Source organism: candidate division WOR-3 bacterium, from assembly GCA_039804165.1.
Taxonomy (GTDB): Bacteria; Hydrothermota; UBA3072; order UBA3072; family UBA3072; genus JAFGHJ01.
The window spans coordinates 146,114-163,953 of sequence record JBDRZZ010000003.1 but is presented as its reverse complement, the minus strand read 5'-3'; the positions used below and the strand labels follow the sequence as shown (position 1 = coordinate 163,953).

At 32.6% G+C, this 17,840-nt stretch carries 17 protein-coding genes; 6 read left to right on the top strand and 11 right to left on the bottom strand.

The features are described from left to right. The 6 genes from ABIN61_02765 to nadE form a co-directional block, all read left to right on the top strand. A partial coding sequence (locus ABIN61_02765) for an AIR synthase-related protein (protein ID MEO0293128.1) occupies positions 1-888 on the top strand: 888 nt, incomplete at its 5' end. After that, the gene (locus ABIN61_02760) at positions 882-1,604 is read left to right on the top strand and encodes a phosphoribosylformylglycinamidine synthase subunit PurQ (protein MEO0293127.1); all 723 of its coding nucleotides are present in this window, start codon (positions 882-884) and stop codon (positions 1,602-1,604) included. The genes ABIN61_02765 and ABIN61_02760, both read left to right, overlap by 7 nt. Before the next feature lie 64 nt (positions 1,605-1,668). Beyond that, positions 1,669-2,622: an MraY family glycosyltransferase gene (locus ABIN61_02755; protein ID MEO0293126.1), complete on the top strand. Its 954-nt coding sequence runs from the start codon at positions 1,669-1,671 to the stop codon at positions 2,620-2,622. Continuing rightward, positions 2,619-3,866: an FAD-dependent oxidoreductase gene (locus ABIN61_02750; protein MEO0293125.1), complete on the top strand. Its 1,248-nt coding sequence runs from the start codon at positions 2,619-2,621 to the stop codon at positions 3,864-3,866. Before ABIN61_02755 ends, ABIN61_02750 begins: the two co-directional genes overlap by 4 nt. After that, the gene (locus ABIN61_02745; protein ID MEO0293124.1) at positions 3,854-4,963 is read left to right on the top strand and encodes a glycosyltransferase; all 1,110 of its coding nucleotides are present in this window, start codon (positions 3,854-3,856) and stop codon (positions 4,961-4,963) included. The genes ABIN61_02750 and ABIN61_02745 overlap by 13 nt, the downstream gene beginning before the upstream one ends. Before the next feature lie 215 nt (positions 4,964-5,178). Next, positions 5,179-5,970 carry an NAD(+) synthase gene (gene nadE / locus ABIN61_02740; GenBank protein MEO0293123.1) on the top strand — a complete coding sequence of 264 codons (792 nt, stop codon included), beginning with the start codon at positions 5,179-5,181 and terminating at the stop codon, positions 5,968-5,970. 3 nt (positions 5,971-5,973) lie between these two features. Here the strand turns inward: nadE and ABIN61_02735 are convergent, their stop codons facing one another. The 11 genes from ABIN61_02735 to ABIN61_02685 all read right to left on the bottom strand — a co-directional run bounded on the left by ABIN61_02735 (position 5,974) and on the right by ABIN61_02685 (position 17,614). Next, complete coding sequence (locus tag ABIN61_02735; protein MEO0293122.1) at positions 5,974-6,714, bottom strand: polysaccharide deacetylase family protein; 741 nt, start codon at positions 6,712-6,714, stop codon at positions 5,974-5,976. Next, entirely contained in the window at positions 6,689-7,777 is a 1,089-nt protein-coding gene (locus ABIN61_02730; protein ID MEO0293121.1) for a glycosyltransferase family 4 protein, read from the bottom strand. The genes ABIN61_02735 and ABIN61_02730 overlap by 26 nt, the downstream gene beginning before the upstream one ends. Next, positions 7,774-8,601: a lysophospholipid acyltransferase family protein gene (locus tag ABIN61_02725; protein ID MEO0293120.1), complete on the bottom strand. Its 828-nt coding sequence runs from the start codon at positions 8,599-8,601 to the stop codon at positions 7,774-7,776. Before ABIN61_02725 ends, ABIN61_02730 begins: the two co-directional genes overlap by 4 nt. A gap of 36 nt (positions 8,602-8,637) precedes the next feature. Further along, positions 8,638-9,072: a dUTP diphosphatase gene (gene dut / locus ABIN61_02720; protein ID MEO0293119.1), complete on the bottom strand. Its 435-nt coding sequence runs from the start codon at positions 9,070-9,072 to the stop codon at positions 8,638-8,640. Beyond that, positions 9,038-10,243: a pyridoxal phosphate-dependent aminotransferase gene (locus ABIN61_02715; GenBank protein ID MEO0293118.1), complete on the bottom strand. Its 1,206-nt coding sequence runs from the start codon at positions 10,241-10,243 to the stop codon at positions 9,038-9,040. The genes dut and ABIN61_02715 overlap by 35 nt, the downstream gene beginning before the upstream one ends. Next, positions 10,224-11,408, bottom strand: coding sequence for a hypothetical protein (locus ABIN61_02710; protein ID MEO0293117.1), 1,185 nt, complete (start codon positions 11,406-11,408; stop codon positions 10,224-10,226). The genes ABIN61_02715 and ABIN61_02710 overlap by 20 nt, the downstream gene beginning before the upstream one ends. Continuing rightward, positions 11,395-12,624 (bottom strand): pitrilysin family protein, encoded by a 1,230-nt coding sequence (locus tag ABIN61_02705; protein MEO0293116.1) that lies wholly within the window; start codon positions 12,622-12,624, stop codon positions 11,395-11,397. Before ABIN61_02705 ends, ABIN61_02710 begins: the two co-directional genes overlap by 14 nt. Before the next feature lie 52 nt (positions 12,625-12,676). Continuing rightward, the gene (locus tag ABIN61_02700) at positions 12,677-13,789 is read right to left on the bottom strand and encodes a glycosyltransferase family 4 protein (protein MEO0293115.1); all 1,113 of its coding nucleotides are present in this window, start codon (positions 13,787-13,789) and stop codon (positions 12,677-12,679) included. Between the two features lie 6 nt (positions 13,790-13,795). After that, positions 13,796-14,899: a UDP-N-acetylglucosamine 2-epimerase (non-hydrolyzing) gene (gene wecB / locus ABIN61_02695; GenBank protein MEO0293114.1), complete on the bottom strand. Its 1,104-nt coding sequence runs from the start codon at positions 14,897-14,899 to the stop codon at positions 13,796-13,798. A 79-nt stretch (positions 14,900-14,978) separates the two neighbouring features. Next, entirely contained in the window at positions 14,979-15,164 is a 186-nt protein-coding gene (locus ABIN61_02690) for a hypothetical protein (protein MEO0293113.1), read from the bottom strand. 14 nt (positions 15,165-15,178) lie between these two features. After that, positions 15,179-17,614: a PAS domain S-box protein gene (locus ABIN61_02685; GenBank protein ID MEO0293112.1), complete on the bottom strand. Its 2,436-nt coding sequence runs from the start codon at positions 17,612-17,614 to the stop codon at positions 15,179-15,181. Positions 17,615-17,840 lie beyond the last annotated feature (226 nt).

The following is a 17,840-nucleotide window of genomic DNA, read 5'->3' as shown; positions in this document are numbered from 1 at the left end:
TCAAATAAAGCTGTTGTTTTGGGATTTGGCATTAATCCTTCATATGGAAAAATAGACCCTTATAAGATGGGAGCTTCAGTGATTGATGAATCTTTAAGGAACTTAGTTGCTGCCGGAGGAGATATTAAAAATGCTGTTCTTCTTGATAACTTTTGTTTTGGTGATGTTGCAAATTCCAAAGTATTTGCAACTCTTTTTGAGACAGTGAAGGCTTGTTATGACTATGCTAAAATATTCAAAACACCTTTTATCTCAGGAAAAGATAGTTTAAATAACTTTTTCACATTGAAAGATTCTTCAAAAAAAAGAATTTCAATCCCTCCAACTCTTTTAATTTCATCACTTTCAGTCATAGATGATTATAATTATTCAATGACCTCAAATTTCAAAGAAGAGAATAATTATATTTATCTTGTAGGAGAGACAAAAGATGAAATAGGAGGGAGTGTATTCTCAAAAATTCTTGAAATAGATGGAGAGCCTCCCGAAGTTAATGGACCACTTTCATATAAAATATTAAAAAAAATATCAGATGGGATTAGAAAAAATTTATTTCTCTCAGTTCACGACTTATCAGAAGGAGGGTTAGCTGTTGGGCTTGCAGAGATGTGTTTCTCTAACGAAATTGGATGCGAAGTTGATATTAGCTTTATAACCCCAACCTTAAGGGAAGACATTCTGTTATTTAGCGAATCAAATTCACGTTTCCTCCTCGAAGTAAAGAGAGACAAAGCGAGATATGTGGAAAGGCATCTAAAGGGAATTCCTTTTTATAAGATTGGCGAGACAAGAGGAGACTCTTTTATCTTAAAGAAAGAGAGAAAAACAATAATGGATGTTAAAATAAGACATATTTTAGATTTATGGGAAAAGGCCGTAAAATGGTAAAAGCTTTAATTTTAAGAGGGCCTGGAACAAACTGCGATGTAGAAACAGGTTTCGCTTTTAGTAAAGCAGGGGCAGATGTGGAATTTATATTTCTCGACGCTCTTTTAAGAAACCCAAAGATTCTCTCAAGAATACAAATACTTGCAATTCCGGGAGGATTTACTTATGGAGATGACCTTGGAGCAGGAACCGCAGAAGCAGCAAGGCTTACAAAAATAAAAGATGAAATTCTTAATTTCGTAGAAAAAGGAAATCTTATTATTGGTATATGTAATGGTTTTCAAATATTAATAAAAATGAAACTCCTTCCAGGCTTTAAAGACGCTAAGGCTACGCTCACCCTAATTCCAGAAGCTAAATTTAGAGACGAATGGCTTACTCTTAAAGCAGAACCAAATCATTGTGTATTTACAAAAGGAATAGAAACCTTTCGCATCCCAATGGCGAATAGTGAAGGAAGGTTATTTATTGGGGATGAAAGAACACTTAATAAAATAGAAAAGGGAGGATATGTAGCTCTTAGATATTTTGGGAAAGATCCTACAAATTCAAGTGGTAAAATAGCTGGCTTGTGTGATAAAACTGGCAGAATCTTAGGGCTCATGCCACATCCAGAAAGAAATATATTTAAACACTCTCCCCCTGATTGGCAAGATGGGAAATTAGGAGGAGAGGGGCTTAAAATCTTCAAAAATGCGGTGGATTATTTCAACTGATTTGAAAAAATTTTATATTGACTAATTTGGATAAACTTGTTAATTTGAAAAGGAGAGTTAAGAGATGATTTATTTTATTCTCGCATTTTTTTTAAGTTTCTTTTTAACAATTCTATTTTGGAAGATTTCTCCAAAAATAGGATTATTAGATAAACCGGGAGGAATTAAAACCCACTCTGATCCAACTCCTTATGGTGGTGGAATTGCAATTTTCTTAGGGACCTTAATTGGTCTTTTAAGTAAAGGAGAGAAAGAAATACTCCTATTTGGTTTTTTAATTTTCCTCCTTGGGTTATTTGACGATGTTAGGCCTTATTCAAGGTATCTAAAACTTTTCTTTCAATTTTTAATAGGAATTTTTACGGTCTGGGCTGGTTTTAGGATGAGAATTGTCTCTTTACCTACATCCATTAACATAATCTTATCCATCTTTTGGATTGTTGGAATTACAAATGCTTTTAATATAATTGATGTGATGGATGGGATAGCTGCAGGGGTTGGCTTTTTTTCAGCCTTAAGTTTTGTTTTTATTTCAGCTTTTGGCACAGGAAATTATCCTATAATTGCTTTGACTCTTGCCGGAAGTTGTCTTGGCTTTTTACCATTTAACTTACCAAAAGCGAAAATTTTTATGGGAGACTCGGGGAGTCTTTTTCTTGGTTACATTCTTTCAGTGGTAGCTTTAATTACAAGGTATTCCTTCGGTAATCCCATTAGTATTTTTGTCCCATTATTAATTCTCTTTATCCCAATTTTTGACACTTTTTATGTAATATCTCTTAGAATTACGAAAAAACAAAATCCTCTTAGGGGTTCTCATGACCACTTTGTTTTAAAACTTAAGGCTTCGGGCTTGCCTATTCCTTCAATAGTGGCTATAATATACCTCTCAACAATTGCTTTGTGTGAAGCTTCTTTTATCATCACTTTACTTACCTTTAAAGGTGCCGTAATTTCATATGCGGTTGGATTTCTAATATTTGCATTTTTTGGCATTATATTAAGAGGCAAAACTTGATTGTAATCCTTGGAGCAGGAATTACAGGATTATCTATTGCATATCATCTTAAAGAGAGAAATTGTAGATTCATAATTATAGAAAAAGAAAAAGAGCCAGGAGGACTCTGTAGGAATATAAATATAGATGGATATGTTTTTAACTATACAGGGCATTTTCTTCATTGCAGAACCATATATGTTGAAAATCTAATAAAAAAACTTCTTCCTAATATTAGATTAATAAAAAGAAACTCGTATGTTTATCTTTACAAAAGACTTATTCCATATCCAATTCAATTAAACATTCAATACCTTCCTATATTAAGCCGTATAAAATCCTCTATATGGTTTACTCTTCGAAACAAGAAAAAAATTCAAAATCTTGAGGATTGGTTTATTAGTAATTTTGGAAAAGGATTATATGAAATTTTTTTCTTGCCTTATAATGAGAAGCTTTGGAGATATCCAATAAGAGAAATAACCCCTAATTTTCTCGTTAATTATGTGCCTAAGGAAAAGCCAAGCTCTTCACAGGAAGTTGGTTATAACGCTAAATTCTTTTATCCTCCTGAAGGAATTGGTGAGCTTATTTCTTCTTTTTCTAAAGGAATTGAGTTTGTAAAAGGGGAAGTTAAGAAAATAGATAAAAATTATGTTTATTTAGATTCCAAGAAAATAAAATATGAGAAGCTTATTTCTACAATCCCTCTTCCTGAGTTATTGAAGATGTTCTATAGAAGGAAGATTAAATTAAAAGAAAAACTGATTTGGAATTCGGTTCTTTGTTTAAATATTGGAATAAAAGGAGAAATTTTACCTCCAGGTGAACTACATAATATAAATTTTGAACCTTCGAAATTTCACTGGATATATTTTCCAGAAAGGGAAATTCCTTTCTATCGGGTTGGCTCTCTTTCAAATGTGTATAGAGAGCTTGCACCTAAAGGGTGTTCCTCATTATGGGTAGAAATTTCATATAGAGATAAAAATCCAAGTAAAAAAATTATTGAAATTGTAATTAAAAATCTGGAGGAAATAGGAATGATAAAAAGAGAAAAGATAGATATAGTTTCTAAGGTTGAGATTCCATATGCCTATCCAATTTATAATAAAAGTAGAGAGAATATCCTCAGAGAAATCAAGGAATTTTTAGAGAATTATAATATAACCTTAGCAGGAAGATTCGGCAAGTGGGAATATTCTTATATGGAAGAATCTATCTTGGAAGGAAAAAGAATTGCAGAGAATTTATGCGAGTTTTAGTTATTCAATGTATTGCTAAATTAGAATTAGGGGGAGCTCAAAAAATTGTATTAGATTTAGTAAGAGAGTTAAAAGATAAAGGAGTATTAATCACAGGAAAGGGTGGATTTCTCTATCAAAACGTAAAAGAAAAACTAGGAGAAAGACACATAACATTATCTTGTTTAAAAAGAGAGATTAGTCCACTAAGTGACATCCTTTGTTTCTTTAAATTAAGAAATATTCTTATTACATTTCATAAAGAATATGACCGAATAATCTTGCACACCCATGGTTCAAAAGCAGGTATAATTGGAAGATTAGTTTCGGGAACACTTCCTTTTGTATTTTCCGTCCACCACATTCATGGATTCGCTATTAATCCTTATATTCTTTTTTTCAAAAGATTTATTTATCTCTTAGCAGAAAGAATCGCTTCTTGTTTTGGCAATTTTCAAATTTCAGTCTCTAAGATCCATATAAAAAAAGCCCTGGAATGGGGTCTTAGTAAAAGGCCAAAATATATCTATGTTCCCAATTATGTAGATACGAGTCTTTTTAAAAGGAGAAGCAAAAGGAATAACTTTATAAAGATAGGAACGGTGGCTAATTTTAAACCTCAAAAAAATCCAATAATTTGGGCGAAAGTCGCCTTAAAAGTGACTTCAATATTCAAGAACGTCGTTTTTCTATATGTTGGCGATGGGGTTCTTCGTAAAAAAGTAGAAAATTTAATAAGAGGAAATAAAAGAATTAAGCTTTTAGGATGGCGGAAGGACATCCCTGATTTCCTTTCCAAGATTGATATTTTCTTTCTCCCTTCAAAATGGGAAGGAGCCCCTTTATCTATTCTTGAAGCAATGGCTTCAGGGCTCCCTGTTGTAGCCTCTTCTGTGGACGGAATAAAAGAAGTGGTCGTAGATTCTTTTACAGGCTATCTCATTTCACCCAATGATCTGAATGGATATGTAGAAAAGTTAAAAGAACTAATTAAAAACAAGAAGAAAAGAATCGAAATGGGGGAAGAGGGAAGAAAAATAGTAAAAAGCAAATTTTCTTATGAAAGAACAAAAGAAGCAATCTTAAAAATATACGAATCTTTAGGGTTAAATTTCTAAAGTTCTATTTAGTATTCAGAAAATAAATCCAGCTTGTTTTGGATTTCCCTATTCCAAAATTAAATCTATTGACTTATCCTTCATTTAAAATATATTATATCCTAAAATACTAAAAAGATAATAGATATAGGATTTTATCATTATTTGAAACCAAATAAGGAAACTTTATAGGTTTAATTTTGAATCGTAATAGATCTTTGTAAGAGTAAATAAAGATGAAATGGGAAGTAGTATATAGTAAAATCATAGAAGGAATAAGAAAATACTTCAATAAAAGTGGTTTTAAAAAAGGTGTTATAGGAGTAAGTGGAGGGCTAGACTCAGCTATCACAGCTTTTTTAACAGCTGAAGCAATTGGTAGAGAGAATATAATACCTCTTTTTATGAAGGCTAAATTTACTTCTCTTCAAAGTCAAGAAAATGCCTATGAACTTTGTAAAAGAATAAGTGTAGAGTTAATCGAGTTTGATATAACAGATATTTTCGATAAATATTTAGAAAAGCTTTCTAAGAAATTCATTATTAAAAGAATAGAAATACCAGAAGAAAATCTTCAGGCAAGAATTAGAGCAAATTTTCTTATGTATGTAGCTAATAAAGAAAAGGCTTTGGTCATCGCAACAGGAAATAGATCTGAAATATTAACAGGCTATTGTACCCTTTATGGCGATACTGTAGGTGCTATTGCTCCAATTGGAGACCTATATAAAACCGAAATATACGAACTAACAAAATGGATTAACAAGACAAAGGGAAAAGTCATTCCAAGTTCAATTATAAAAAGGCCACCGACAGCAGAACTCAATAAAGACCAATTAGATGAAAATGAGTTGTTGCCTTATAGGATTTTGGACCCCATTTTGAAACTCTATGTAGACGAAAAGAAAAACAAAGAAGAGATTATAAAAGCTGGGTTCAAAAAAGAAGATGTTGAGAAAACCCTCTCATTATTTAAATCAACTTATTATAAGAGAATAAAACTCCCTGTGATTGTGAAGTTAAGATAATCCTTAAGATTTAAATCCTTTTATAATACTGGTAGCATTAGAGACCAAATTTATTCCTCTACACTTAATTTTCTCAATTGTTCTTAATTTATTTAATCCTAACTTCGCAGAAAGAGTAAAGATATTATCTATGGTATAAACTCCCCATCTTCCTAAAAAATAAGGATTACCCAAAGAAACAGGGATAGAAGTAAATGCTAACTTAAAACCAACTTCTTCTGCAAGATACCATTCCCCTTTTCTTATTCTACCAAAAGGGTAAGAAAAGTACTTCACTTCTTCTCCAAGTTTATCTGAAATGATCTTAAAAGAGATCTCCATATCTTTTCTTACAAACTCTATAGGGATTCTTGAATAATCAGGATGAAGATGAGAATGAGAACCAATCGTAATCCCATAGCGGTGCATCTCATCTATTTTACTCCATGGAAGATGGATAAAGGATTTCCCTATTGTAACATCCCAATTATTCTTTTTCCCAGCAAACCCTGAAACCACAAAAATAATAGCAGGTATTTTTTCTTCTTGAATTATTGGAAAAGCAAACTCATATAAATCAATATATCCATCATCAAATGTTAGTAAGATTCCAGAATCCTCCTTGATAAAATTCTCTGGGGTTAAAAATTTTATTCTTTTATTTTTTAGAAATCTTATTTGCTTCCTAAATTCCCAAGGAAAAACAACCCCTCCATAAGGAGAAAAGGTTTTTGATATATTATGGTAGAGAAGGACTGACTTCATAGTAGAATTTAATAATTTCTTTTGCAATGGCACTCCAAGAATATCTTTCTACTGTATTAAGTCCTCCTCTTATTAAAGTCTTCCGTAATCTCTCATCTTTCATAAGTTTTATAACCTTTGACGCAATTTCCTCTGGCTTTCCAGGGGGGAAAAGTAAACCATTCACTCCATTTTTAATCACACATCTATAACCCGGAATATCCGAAGCAAGAACTGGAATCCCAGAAGCCATGGCCTCCAAAAGAACGATTCCAAAACTCTCACCGCTTATTGCGGGAGAAACGAAAACGCTCGCTCTATTGAATATTTCAGGTAATTTAGAAGGGGATACAAAACCTAAAAAGTTAACTGCTTCTCTAACCCCTGGCGGAATCTTTATCTTCATACTCTTATAACCTCCTCCTGCTACGGTTAAAAATGCTTTTGGGAATCTTCTCTTAATAATTGGCAATGCATCAATTAAAAATTGTAAGCCTTTTCTCGGTTCTATCCTCCCAACAAATAAAATTTCAAAAGGATTTTTCTCCACCTTTCTTATTTTAAATCTAGAAACATCAATCCCATTAGGAATTATGCGATATTCACCAGGAAAATATTTAGAAATAGACGCCATAGCTGTGGGAGAAACCGCTATCTTTCCGTGAATTTTCCTAAAGTAATGGTTTAAATAACCTTTGAAGACTTTATATAACGTAGAAGAATTAAATGTAGGGTGAAAGGTGAAAATATTTGTTCTCTTCGAAACCTTTAAGGCAAGAAGAGGAAGTGTAGGAGCAATTGTTCCATGGATATGGACTATATTATATTTATTTATAACTTCTGATAGTAGAGAAAGCTTAACTTGATAGGTAATTCTTGCGTTAGACTTATTCATTGGAATAACAATTGATTTTCCAATTCTTATAACTCTTCTTTCATCAGGTTTTAGATCTCCTTCTATATTTGCTGTGAGAATTGAAACCTTATGCCCCATCCTTTCAAACTCATTTGCAAGATGAAATATATGTTCAGAAATTCCTCCAATATGTGGGTAATAGAGATCCGAAACAAAAATAATTTTCATTTCCAAATCCTCTGAAAAACAAACCATTGTAAAGGATACATTTTTATTGCCTCCTCAAGATTCTTGACTAATACATCTAACATCTCCAAAGGAGAACAGAATTCTTCCGGATATATTGGGGGAAAAATCTTCCCTATATATCGTGGGGAACCAAATTTATTTAGAGCTAAGAATCCTACCAAGATAGGAGCTTTCGTTATTCTTGAAAGTAAAACAATTCCCTTTGGTATTGAAACGATTCTCCCAAAAAATTTTGTAGGAACTCCAGTATTTAAAATATCTCTATCTCCAATCAAAACCACTATTTTGTTTTCCTTAAGAAGCTTGATTAATTTGAATGTTAAATTTTTACTTTCAAGAGAGAGTAATTTATTTCCAAATTTTGTCCTATATCTTTTGTAAAAGTTAAAAAAACTCATTCCAGGGCCACGGGTTTCCGCTACAGAATAAAGAGGGAATCCTAAACTTGAGAGAAAAATTCCCGCAAGTTCCATACCACCAAGATGACAAGAAACAAGAATGAGGCCTCTACTTTTTTCTAATTCCTTTTTTAATATATATAGCTCTGGGACTTTTATCATTGATTTTACATATCTTTCACTCATATTTGGGATATTCAAAATATCACCATAAACTCTCATAAAGTTGATAAAAACCTCTTTCACGTCCTCTTCTTTTGCTTCCCCTAAAACTGCAAGGAGATTCTCTCTTATAACTTCTCTCCTTCCTTTCGCAAAAATATACCATAATGTTCCAAAGAGCTTCGCAAGAAACTCACGAAGAGCTTCTGGAGTGAATCTTAAAAATTGAGTTAAAAAAAGCATAAAAGTTTTTTTAAAGAACAACATTCTTATGAAAAACTAAAGATCTGTAGAACCAAATCCTTTATCATCTCTCTTTGTTTGAGAAAGTTCTTTCACCTCTTTTAGTTTTACTTTCTCCACCTTTGAGATAATCAACTGAGCTATTCTATCTCCTTTTTTTATTTTAAAATCCTTTTTACCAAAATTGAATAAAATGACTTTAACTTCTCCTCTATAATCAGAATCTATTGTTCCTGGAGAATTAAGAATCCCAATCCCAAACTTAGAAGCCAATCCACTCCTTGCTCTAATCTCTCCCTCATAACCAGATGGAATCTCAAGAGCTATACCTGTAGGGATGGTTCTAAATTCCCCAGGGGGTAAAATACAATCTTCAGAAGCATAAAGATCAAGACCTGAACTTCCTTCAGTTTGATACTCTGGTAGTGGTATCCCCTCATCCAATCTTTTTATATTTATTGTTAAACTCATAAAGCCCTTCTCTTAATATCCTTAATGCATCTCTTAGATCTTTCTCATTTAAAACAAAAGCTATTCTTGCCTCATTTATTCCCTTGGAAGGGAAAGTATAACAACCATCCGCAGGGGTAATCATTGTGGTTTTACCATCTCTTCTAAAAGAGGTTAGCATCCAAATAATAAATTCTTCGGCATTCTCTACAGGGAGTTTCACAATTGTATAAAAAGCTCCTTCTGTTTTTCTATAAATTACTCCTTCTATTTCCCCAATTTCTTCAAAAGCAACGTTCCTTCTGTGCTCATACTCCTTAACAATCTCTGGTATAATGTTTTTCCGTTCTCTAAATCCCTTAATAGCTGCATATTGTTCAACTGTAGGAGCACAAAGTCTTGCCATCCCAAACTTAAGAAGAATATCGTATAACTCTTTATTTTTTGTAACCACATAACCAATCCGTGCACCACAAGCTGAAAATTTCTTTGATATTGAATCAATAACAACAATTCTATCTATAGCTTTCTCAAATTGCAAAAAGGTCTTTGGGGCCTTCCCTTCAAAAACAATCTCTCTATAAGTCTCATCCGAAAAAATCCAGAGATTATTTTCAAATGCAATATCGACAAGCATCTTCATCTCTTCATCAGTAAGTAAAGTGCCTGTTGGGTTATTTGGAGAACACACAAGAATTGCTTTGGTTTTAGGTGTTATTAAAGATTTTATTTTCTGAGAAGAAGGAAGATGAAAGCCATTTTCCATTGAAGTCTCAATAGGAATAAGTTTACAACCCGCAATAGAAACAAAGGGTCCATAATTACTATAGAAAGGCTCTGGAGTTAAAATTTCTTCTCCATAATTTAAAACCGCAAGAAGAGTGAATAAAATTCCCTCACTTCCACCTGTTGTTATAAAAACTTCATCGGGGTTTATTTTAAGAGAAAAATCTTCATTTAGATATTCGGTAATGGCTTCCCTTAATTCTGGGATCCCTTGAGAAGGACTATAAGCTAAAATCTCTTCATCAAAGTTCCTTATTCCATTAAGAATTACCTTAGGCGTCTTTATATCTGGTTGCCCAATATTTAAATGATAAACATAAACACCCTCTTTTCTAGCCTTATCTGCATAATGCATAAGTTTTCTTATTGAAGACTTAGGTGTATTTTTACCCCTCTCGGAAATCATCCTTTACCACTCCTTTTTCACTAAGCCCAAGATAACGATTGAGAGCCTCTCCTAATATCTCTAAACCTTCTTCTAAGATTTCAGGATTGAGATAGCTATAATCAATCAAAACTTCCCCTTCCTCCTCGTATTCCTTCGAATGAAATAAAGAAGCTGGCGCAACAAAGACGGTTCTTTTATCCCAATTATACTCGCACAATAACCATTCCACAAAAGTATCAGCATTAGGAACTGGAAGTTTCAGAAAAACAGAAGATATAGTATTTGGGTAACTAATTACAACATCAGGCCTACTATCTAAAAAGCTCTGAAGCACAATCCTGTTTTGTTCTAATTTTTGAAGTCTTCCTTGAAGTAATTCCTCTGAGTGTTTTAGAAAATAATCTACATTAGAGAGTTGAGGCTGTATCACAGGAAATAAATCATGGGCTATTAATTCAATCTTTGAAGGTAAAGTTGAATGAAAAATAAAAGCTGTTAAATCCCCTAAAAAGAATTCCCTTAGGAAATTATTTATTCTAATGATTCTTTCGTTATTCAGAGCAAAGTTCTTCGTGAATATTAACCCTTCTTTGTCCCTAAAAAGAGTTGAAAGAGTTTCATCTGTTAGTAAAAACAATTGATAATTTCTTGATATAAAAATTATCCTTTCTAAGCTATCTTTTGAATATATTATATTCCCAGAAAAATTAGGTTCAGAAAAATAAAATATTTTCGTCCTTGGAGTAATAGAATCTTCCACCTCCCTTCTCAAAGGTAATTCGAAGTCTTCAGCAGATTTTGTTTCTATCCATTTGATTGTAAGTGCACAAACATCCGCATATTGTCTTAGAAAATAAGGTATAGGCGCAGGGGTTAATATTTCGTCTCCTACATCAGCTACTGTGAAAAAAGCAAGATAATAAGCAGCAAAACGATTAGGAAGGAGAAGAAGTTTATAATCCTCAGGAACTTCTAGAAAGATCCTAAGTTCTTTTATTATCTTTTCTTCCGAGCCTATCTCAGATTCAATTATTTGGTGAATACTTATAGGATCTACAGAAAAAAGATTTATTATCTGGATATCCCGACTCATAAAATAATAAAATTTATCTTTATAAAAATTAAAAGGGAAAGATTCGTATAAAGAGAATCTCCTTGAATTATAAATATCACCAAGAAACATTTTTGGCTTCTCCTAAAACTGTAAGAACAAGGTTTTCTGGGCGTAAATAATGATCCACAATAGTTTTTATCTCTTCCATCGAGACGTTTTCTATTTTATTTAAAAGTTCAAGAATAGAAGACCTCCTCCCACCGTAAATTTCTTCTTTAATATTCCTCTCCATTTTATTATCAATACTTTCCAAAGAAATTAAGATATTACCTTTCAATCTATTCTTTGCAGAGTTTACCTCTTCTTCAGTAAACTCTAAAGAACCTAATAAATCCTTTGTTGCATTTAAAGTCTCCTTTAACCGATCTGTAGAAAAATATATCCCAAAAATTCCTGTATCGGTAAAAAACTCACTGAAAGTGGAAACCTCATAAACATAATTTAATTCCTGACGCAATCTCTGAAACAAAAGAGAGCTCATTCCTGAGCCAAGAATAGTCCCTGCAATTAGCAGTCCAAATCTTAAATTACTTGTGTAAGGAAAAGAAGAAGAAGAGAGGACCACATATTTATGTTTTAACTCTCTTTTAGGAATAATGTTAATACTCACCCTTTCTAAGAGAGGGGAAAATCTATTTATATTATTTCCCCTTTCTCTTTTTATTCTTTTTTCTATAAGAGAGCACAAATTTTCATGACTAACTTTTCCCGCAGCAGACACAAAAATTCTATTAGAGGACCAATGTTCTCCCCAGAATTCTAAAATATCATTACGATTTATACTTTTTACAGATTCCTCCCTTCCCAATATAAATCTGGATAATGGATGTTCCTCTCCGAAAGTGCTTTTAAATGAATAGTCAAAAACCAAATTTTCTGGAGAATCATTTACCATTTTAATCTCTTGTAAGATAATTTCTCTCTCTGCATCTAAATCTTCTTCTAAAAAAAGAGGATTTTCTACCATATCTCCAAGAACATCAACTGCAAGCTCGAGATCTTCGGGTAGAACATGAGCATAAAGAGAGGTCCACTCCCTAGAAGTTGATGCATTTAAATAACCCCCTCTTGACTCTATTGCGAAAGAAATTTCTCTCTCGGTCCGAGTCTTTGTCCCTTTAAAAACTGCATGCTCAGTGAAATGCGATATCCCTTCCTTCTCCTTTTTCTCATCCCTTGATCCCACAACGACAAAAATGCCAATTGCAACAGAAGAGGCATAAGGGACAAATTCAGAACAGACAGTGACTCCTGATGATAAAACACTTTTTTTATAATTATCCATTTCCATATCTAATCCTTATGCGTAAGTATAATAATATATTTGAATATTTATGTCAATGGGATAATTTTAAGAAAGAAAGATAAACTTCTCTATGTCTCTCCACAAGTTTATCTAACCCCCAATTACTAATGACTTTTTTTCTTGCTAATTCTCCTTTCTTTTTCAGTAAATTAACATTATTAAAAGCAAGATTTATTTTTCTCGCTATATCTTCTGGATTCTTAGGTTCCATTAAGAATCCTACTTTTTCATCTATTAGCTCAACCAAACCACCTACTCTACTTGCGGCTACTGGCTTTCCACAAGACATTGCCTCAAGAGCTGCTATAGAAGTTGCTTCCATAAGAGAAGGAATTACCACTAAATCTCCGCTTACAAATAGACCTGGCATTTTGTCGTTAGGTAAACTTCCTATAAGAAAAACATTCTTTTCTATTTTAAGTTCTTTTATTCTTTTCTCTATTCTATCCTTTAATGGTCCCTCTCCAACCACTACTAATTTTACTTTTTTGTCTTTACAGATTTTAGGCATTGCTTCAATTAAAAATTGAACCCCATTTTTTTCAACAAGCCGACGTGGACAAATTAATAAAAATTCTCCCTTTTTTCTCCTAATAATTGGCTTTGCCCAAGGAGAAAAAAACTCTGTATTAACAGGGTTAACAATGGTTTCTACTTCTTTTTCTGGCGCCAATTTATTTGCAATCTCTTTTATTTCCTTACTTGCAGCAAAAACGTAATCAGCACCTTTTATGCCCCACCTAAAATATTTTTTAAATATGAAATTTTCTGAAAGTTTTATGAAGTGAGAACTATGTAATGTAAGAATAAAAGGCTTCTTTTTGAATTTTTTTGCAATCATACACGGAAGTATTGAAGCAATGTCATGACCATGAACAATATCTGCCTTTTTGGACCTTTTTAAAAAAACAGGGATAGAAAATAAGGTCGTTAAAATCCATCCAAGTAAATTTTTACCGAAAAAAGGGGTTCTTATTATAAGAATACCTTTATAAACCTCTTTTTCACCCATTTTGGCAGAATTAGATGTAACCACTTCCACCCTATCTCCAAGTCTTAAAAACTCAATAGCAAGATTCAACATATGAACTTCCATTCCTCCAACTTCTGGATAAAAATACATTCCATTAAGAAGAATTCTCATCGCAAACTATCCAAAGAACTCTTTAAGTATTTTTAAAATTCTAACACTCGCCTTCCCATCACCATAGGGATTTTTTTTCTTACTCATTTTCTTTCGCTCCTCTTCATTATCTAATATCTTTGTAACCTCTTCAAGAATTTTGTGTTTATTTGTCCCCAATAGCTTCGCTACACCACACTCAATTCCCTCTGGACGTTCTGTTTTATTCCTTAATACAAAAACAGGAACCCCAAAAGAAGGAGCCTCTTCTTGAATTCCACCCGAGTCTGTTAAGGCAAGATAAGCCTTTGATAAAAGAAACGCCAAATTTTCATAACTAAGAGGCTTAATTAATTTTATATTAGAAACCCCTCCTAAGATCCGTTTGGCTTTTTCTTTAACATTGGGATTAGGATGAACAGGATAAACAATTAAAGTATCCTTCCTTTTTGCTATTTCCCTAACAGCTTCAAATATCTCCTCCATTGGGCTTCCAAAGCTTTCTCTTCTGTGACAGGTAAATAAGATTACCTTCTTTTTATTTTCAACTAATTCTTCAATCTTTTTGTCTGGTTTTGTGTTTTTAATAACCCAAAAAAGCGCATCAATTCCTGTATTTCCGGTCACATATATTTTATCTATTGGTATCCCACTTTTTATTAAATTCTCTTTCGCCCAATCCGTTGGAGCAAACAAAAGATCACTAATATTATCAATAAAAATCCTATTTATCTCCTCCGGAAAGGGTTGATATTTATCAAAGGTTCTTAACCCTGCCTCAATATGGCCTATAGGGATCTTCTTGTAAAAAGCAGATAGAGCAGCCACAAAACTTGTGGTTGTATCACCTTGGACTAAAAGAAGATCTAAATTTTCTTTTTCTAAAATGTTTTTCATTTTTTTAAGTAAGCTTCCTGTGATATAAAAAAGATCTTGATCTTCCTTCATCAAATTAAAATCTACATCTACTTTTAGACCAAAAAGATGTATAACTTGATCTAATAATTCCCTATGTTGAGCACTTGCAATAACAAACGGAGAAAAAACCCTTGTTTTCTTCAAAACCATTGCCAAAGGTGCCATCTTTATTGCATCAGGTCTTGTCCCAACAAGTAACCCAATTTTATACATCTTTAATTCTAAGAAACTTATTTAGAATAAACTAATTGTCAAGTTTCTTAAAAAAATCTTTTTATATAAGCTCTTTTCTCTATGGAAGAATACTTTTCAATGCTTTACTAAGCTCGTAAACATCATAAGGTTTTATGACTACTGCAGAAAATCCGTAATCTTTATAATGGGACATAACTGGATCATTAGAATAACCACTTGAAACTATAGCTTTAACCTTTGGGTTGATTTTCAAAAGTCTTTTTATTACCTCTTTACCTCCCATCCCTCCAGGAACAGTTAGATAAGAATAACAGCATCAAATGGCTCTTTTTTCTTAATGGCTTCTTTATATTTTCTTATAGCCTCTTCCCCGTTTTTAGTTAAGAGAACAGAATATCCAAGAGTTTTAAGGATTCCCTTAATTGTATTTCGAACGGTTTCTTCATCATCCATAACAAGAATTTTGCCTTTTCCTTTAAGAGTGGAATCAATTCTTATTTCTTCTTTCACTATTTCTTCAAGTTTCTTTTCCATTGCTGGGAGGTAAATAAAGAAGGTAGTCCCACTTTTTAATTTAGAATCAACAGTAATAAATCCATTATGTTTTTGAATAATAGAATGGACAATTGCAAGACCAAGCCCACTACCTCTTTTTTTAGTGGTAAAGAAAGGATCAAATATACGAGGTAAATTCTCCTCAGGAATTCCTACTCCTTCATCCATAAATGTAATTTTTATGTACTTACCCTTTTTTAAAGGGATGGGTTGCGAATTTTCAAGTATTAGATTCTCAGCTTTAATTTTTATTTCTCCCCCCTCGGGCATCGCCTGTTTTGCATTTATTGTAAGATTCTCTATTACCTGGGCTATTTGACCCTTATCCACTTCCACCTTCCAAAGACCTTTTGGAAAATCATATGAACACTTAACATTTGAACCTCTAAGGGCAAATTCTGCTGTTTTTCTTATTATCTCCTCTATTGAAACTTCCCCTTTTATTGGCTCACCACCCTTTGAAAAAGTTAAAAGTTGCTGGGTTAACTCCTTTGCTTGAAGAGCAGCATCTTTTGCTTCTTCTAATAGCTCTTTTATGTCTTCTCCTCCTTCTTCTTTTATTTCAGCAAGAGATAAATTACCAAGAATTCCTGTAAGGAGGTTGTTAAAATCATGAGCAATTCCACCGGCAAGGACCCCTAAAGATTCAAGTCTCTCTATCTTCCTTAACTCTTTCTCTAACTCTTTTCGCTCAGTTATGTCTCTAACAATCGCCCAAATACTATTAGGGGTTCCATCATTATTGCGGATTAAAAAAGCTCTTAATTCTACAGGGAAAATCTCCCCACCTTTTCTAATGTACTCCTTCTCATAAACTTCCGAGTAACCCTTTTTTATAATTTGCTCTTTTATTATCTCTTTCTCCATTTTATGCCATTTTGAAGGAGTTAAATCTGTATTTTTCATTTTTTTTATTTCCTCTTCAGAATATCCAAGCATTTCTAAGTAAGTCTTATTAAATTCAATTATATTACCTTCCATGTCAAATCTAACAAAAGCATCTACTAAACTTTCATATAGATTTCTATATTTTTCTTCGCTTTCCTTAAGCTTCTCAATCGCTTCTTTTCTTTCTTTTATATTTTGAACAATTCCCAAGATCATTTTTTCCCCTCTTAAGGAGATTGCACTAATACATATCTCTGCAGGGAAAGAAGATCCATCCTTTCGATAGAGAGTGGATTCTAATCTGGCAAATTCTCCTTTCCCTAATTTAAGCCAGAACCTTTTTTTATCTTTTCTTGTCTCGCTTTCAGGATCAAAGTCTTTTATTCTCATTTTTAGGAGTTCTTCTCTTTTGTATCCAGAAAGTTCACAAAACGCATTATTTACAAGCAAGACTTCTCCCTCAATGTTATGTAAACATACACCGTATGGCATATTTTCTATTACTGTTTGGAACCTTTCCTCACTTTCTCTCAATGCCTTTTCTGCCTTTTCTCTATCTGTTATATCTCTTGCAATACTTAAGATCGCAGGATTACCCTTATAAGTTATTAAACTCGAACTAATTTCCACAGGAATTATCTTTCCTTTTTTTGTTCTATGAAGAGTAGAAAAAACTTGCTTTTCTCCTTTTCTCATTCCTTTTATAAGATTTTCTATTTCTTCTTTAGATAGGTGAGCATCAATATCAGTTGGCCCCATTTTTAAAAATTCTTCTCTTGAGTATTCTAAGACTTCTAAAGCTCTATCGTTAACTTCTATAAATTTACCATCAAAATTAATTACAAAAGCAGTTTCATTCATTCCATTGATTAAACTTTTATATTCTTCTTCCCTTTCTTTTCTTTCTGTAATGTCTAATAAAGAAGCCACACTTTTATCTGTTCCAGGAATAATGTCTACAGAAATATAAACGTCTTTCAGCTTACCATATCTATCAATAAATTTAAATTCATAATTTTTTGGAACAGAATTCGGGTCTTTTCTCCTATCTATATGGTATCTCTTCATCCTCTCCAAATCTTCTTTTCTTGCAACAAACTCGGTCCACTTTTTCTTTCCTTCTATTTCTTCTCTTTTGAACCCTGAGAGACGTTCAAATTCCTTATTTATTAGGGATATTGTCATATCATTTTCTATTATTACAATACTCGTTGCCGCAGTCTCAAAAGCTACTTTATATTGATCTTCTTTATCTCGCGATTTTCTCCCCTCATTTTTAAAATTTGTCATTAAAAATAATTTCTTACAAAAAATGGTCCAAAACACATAGCCTTTAACTCCAAGCACTTAATTTTTTAAAAATGTAAAATATAAAATAATAATGTCAAAAAATATTGTTTTAATTTCGAGTAGAAAATAGGGTAGCTTAAAAGTGTCTAAGATAATTATATTGTTAATTAAAACAAGAACTAAAAAGGAAGGTGCTATTTTTAGCACCTTCCTTTTTAGAGGTGTT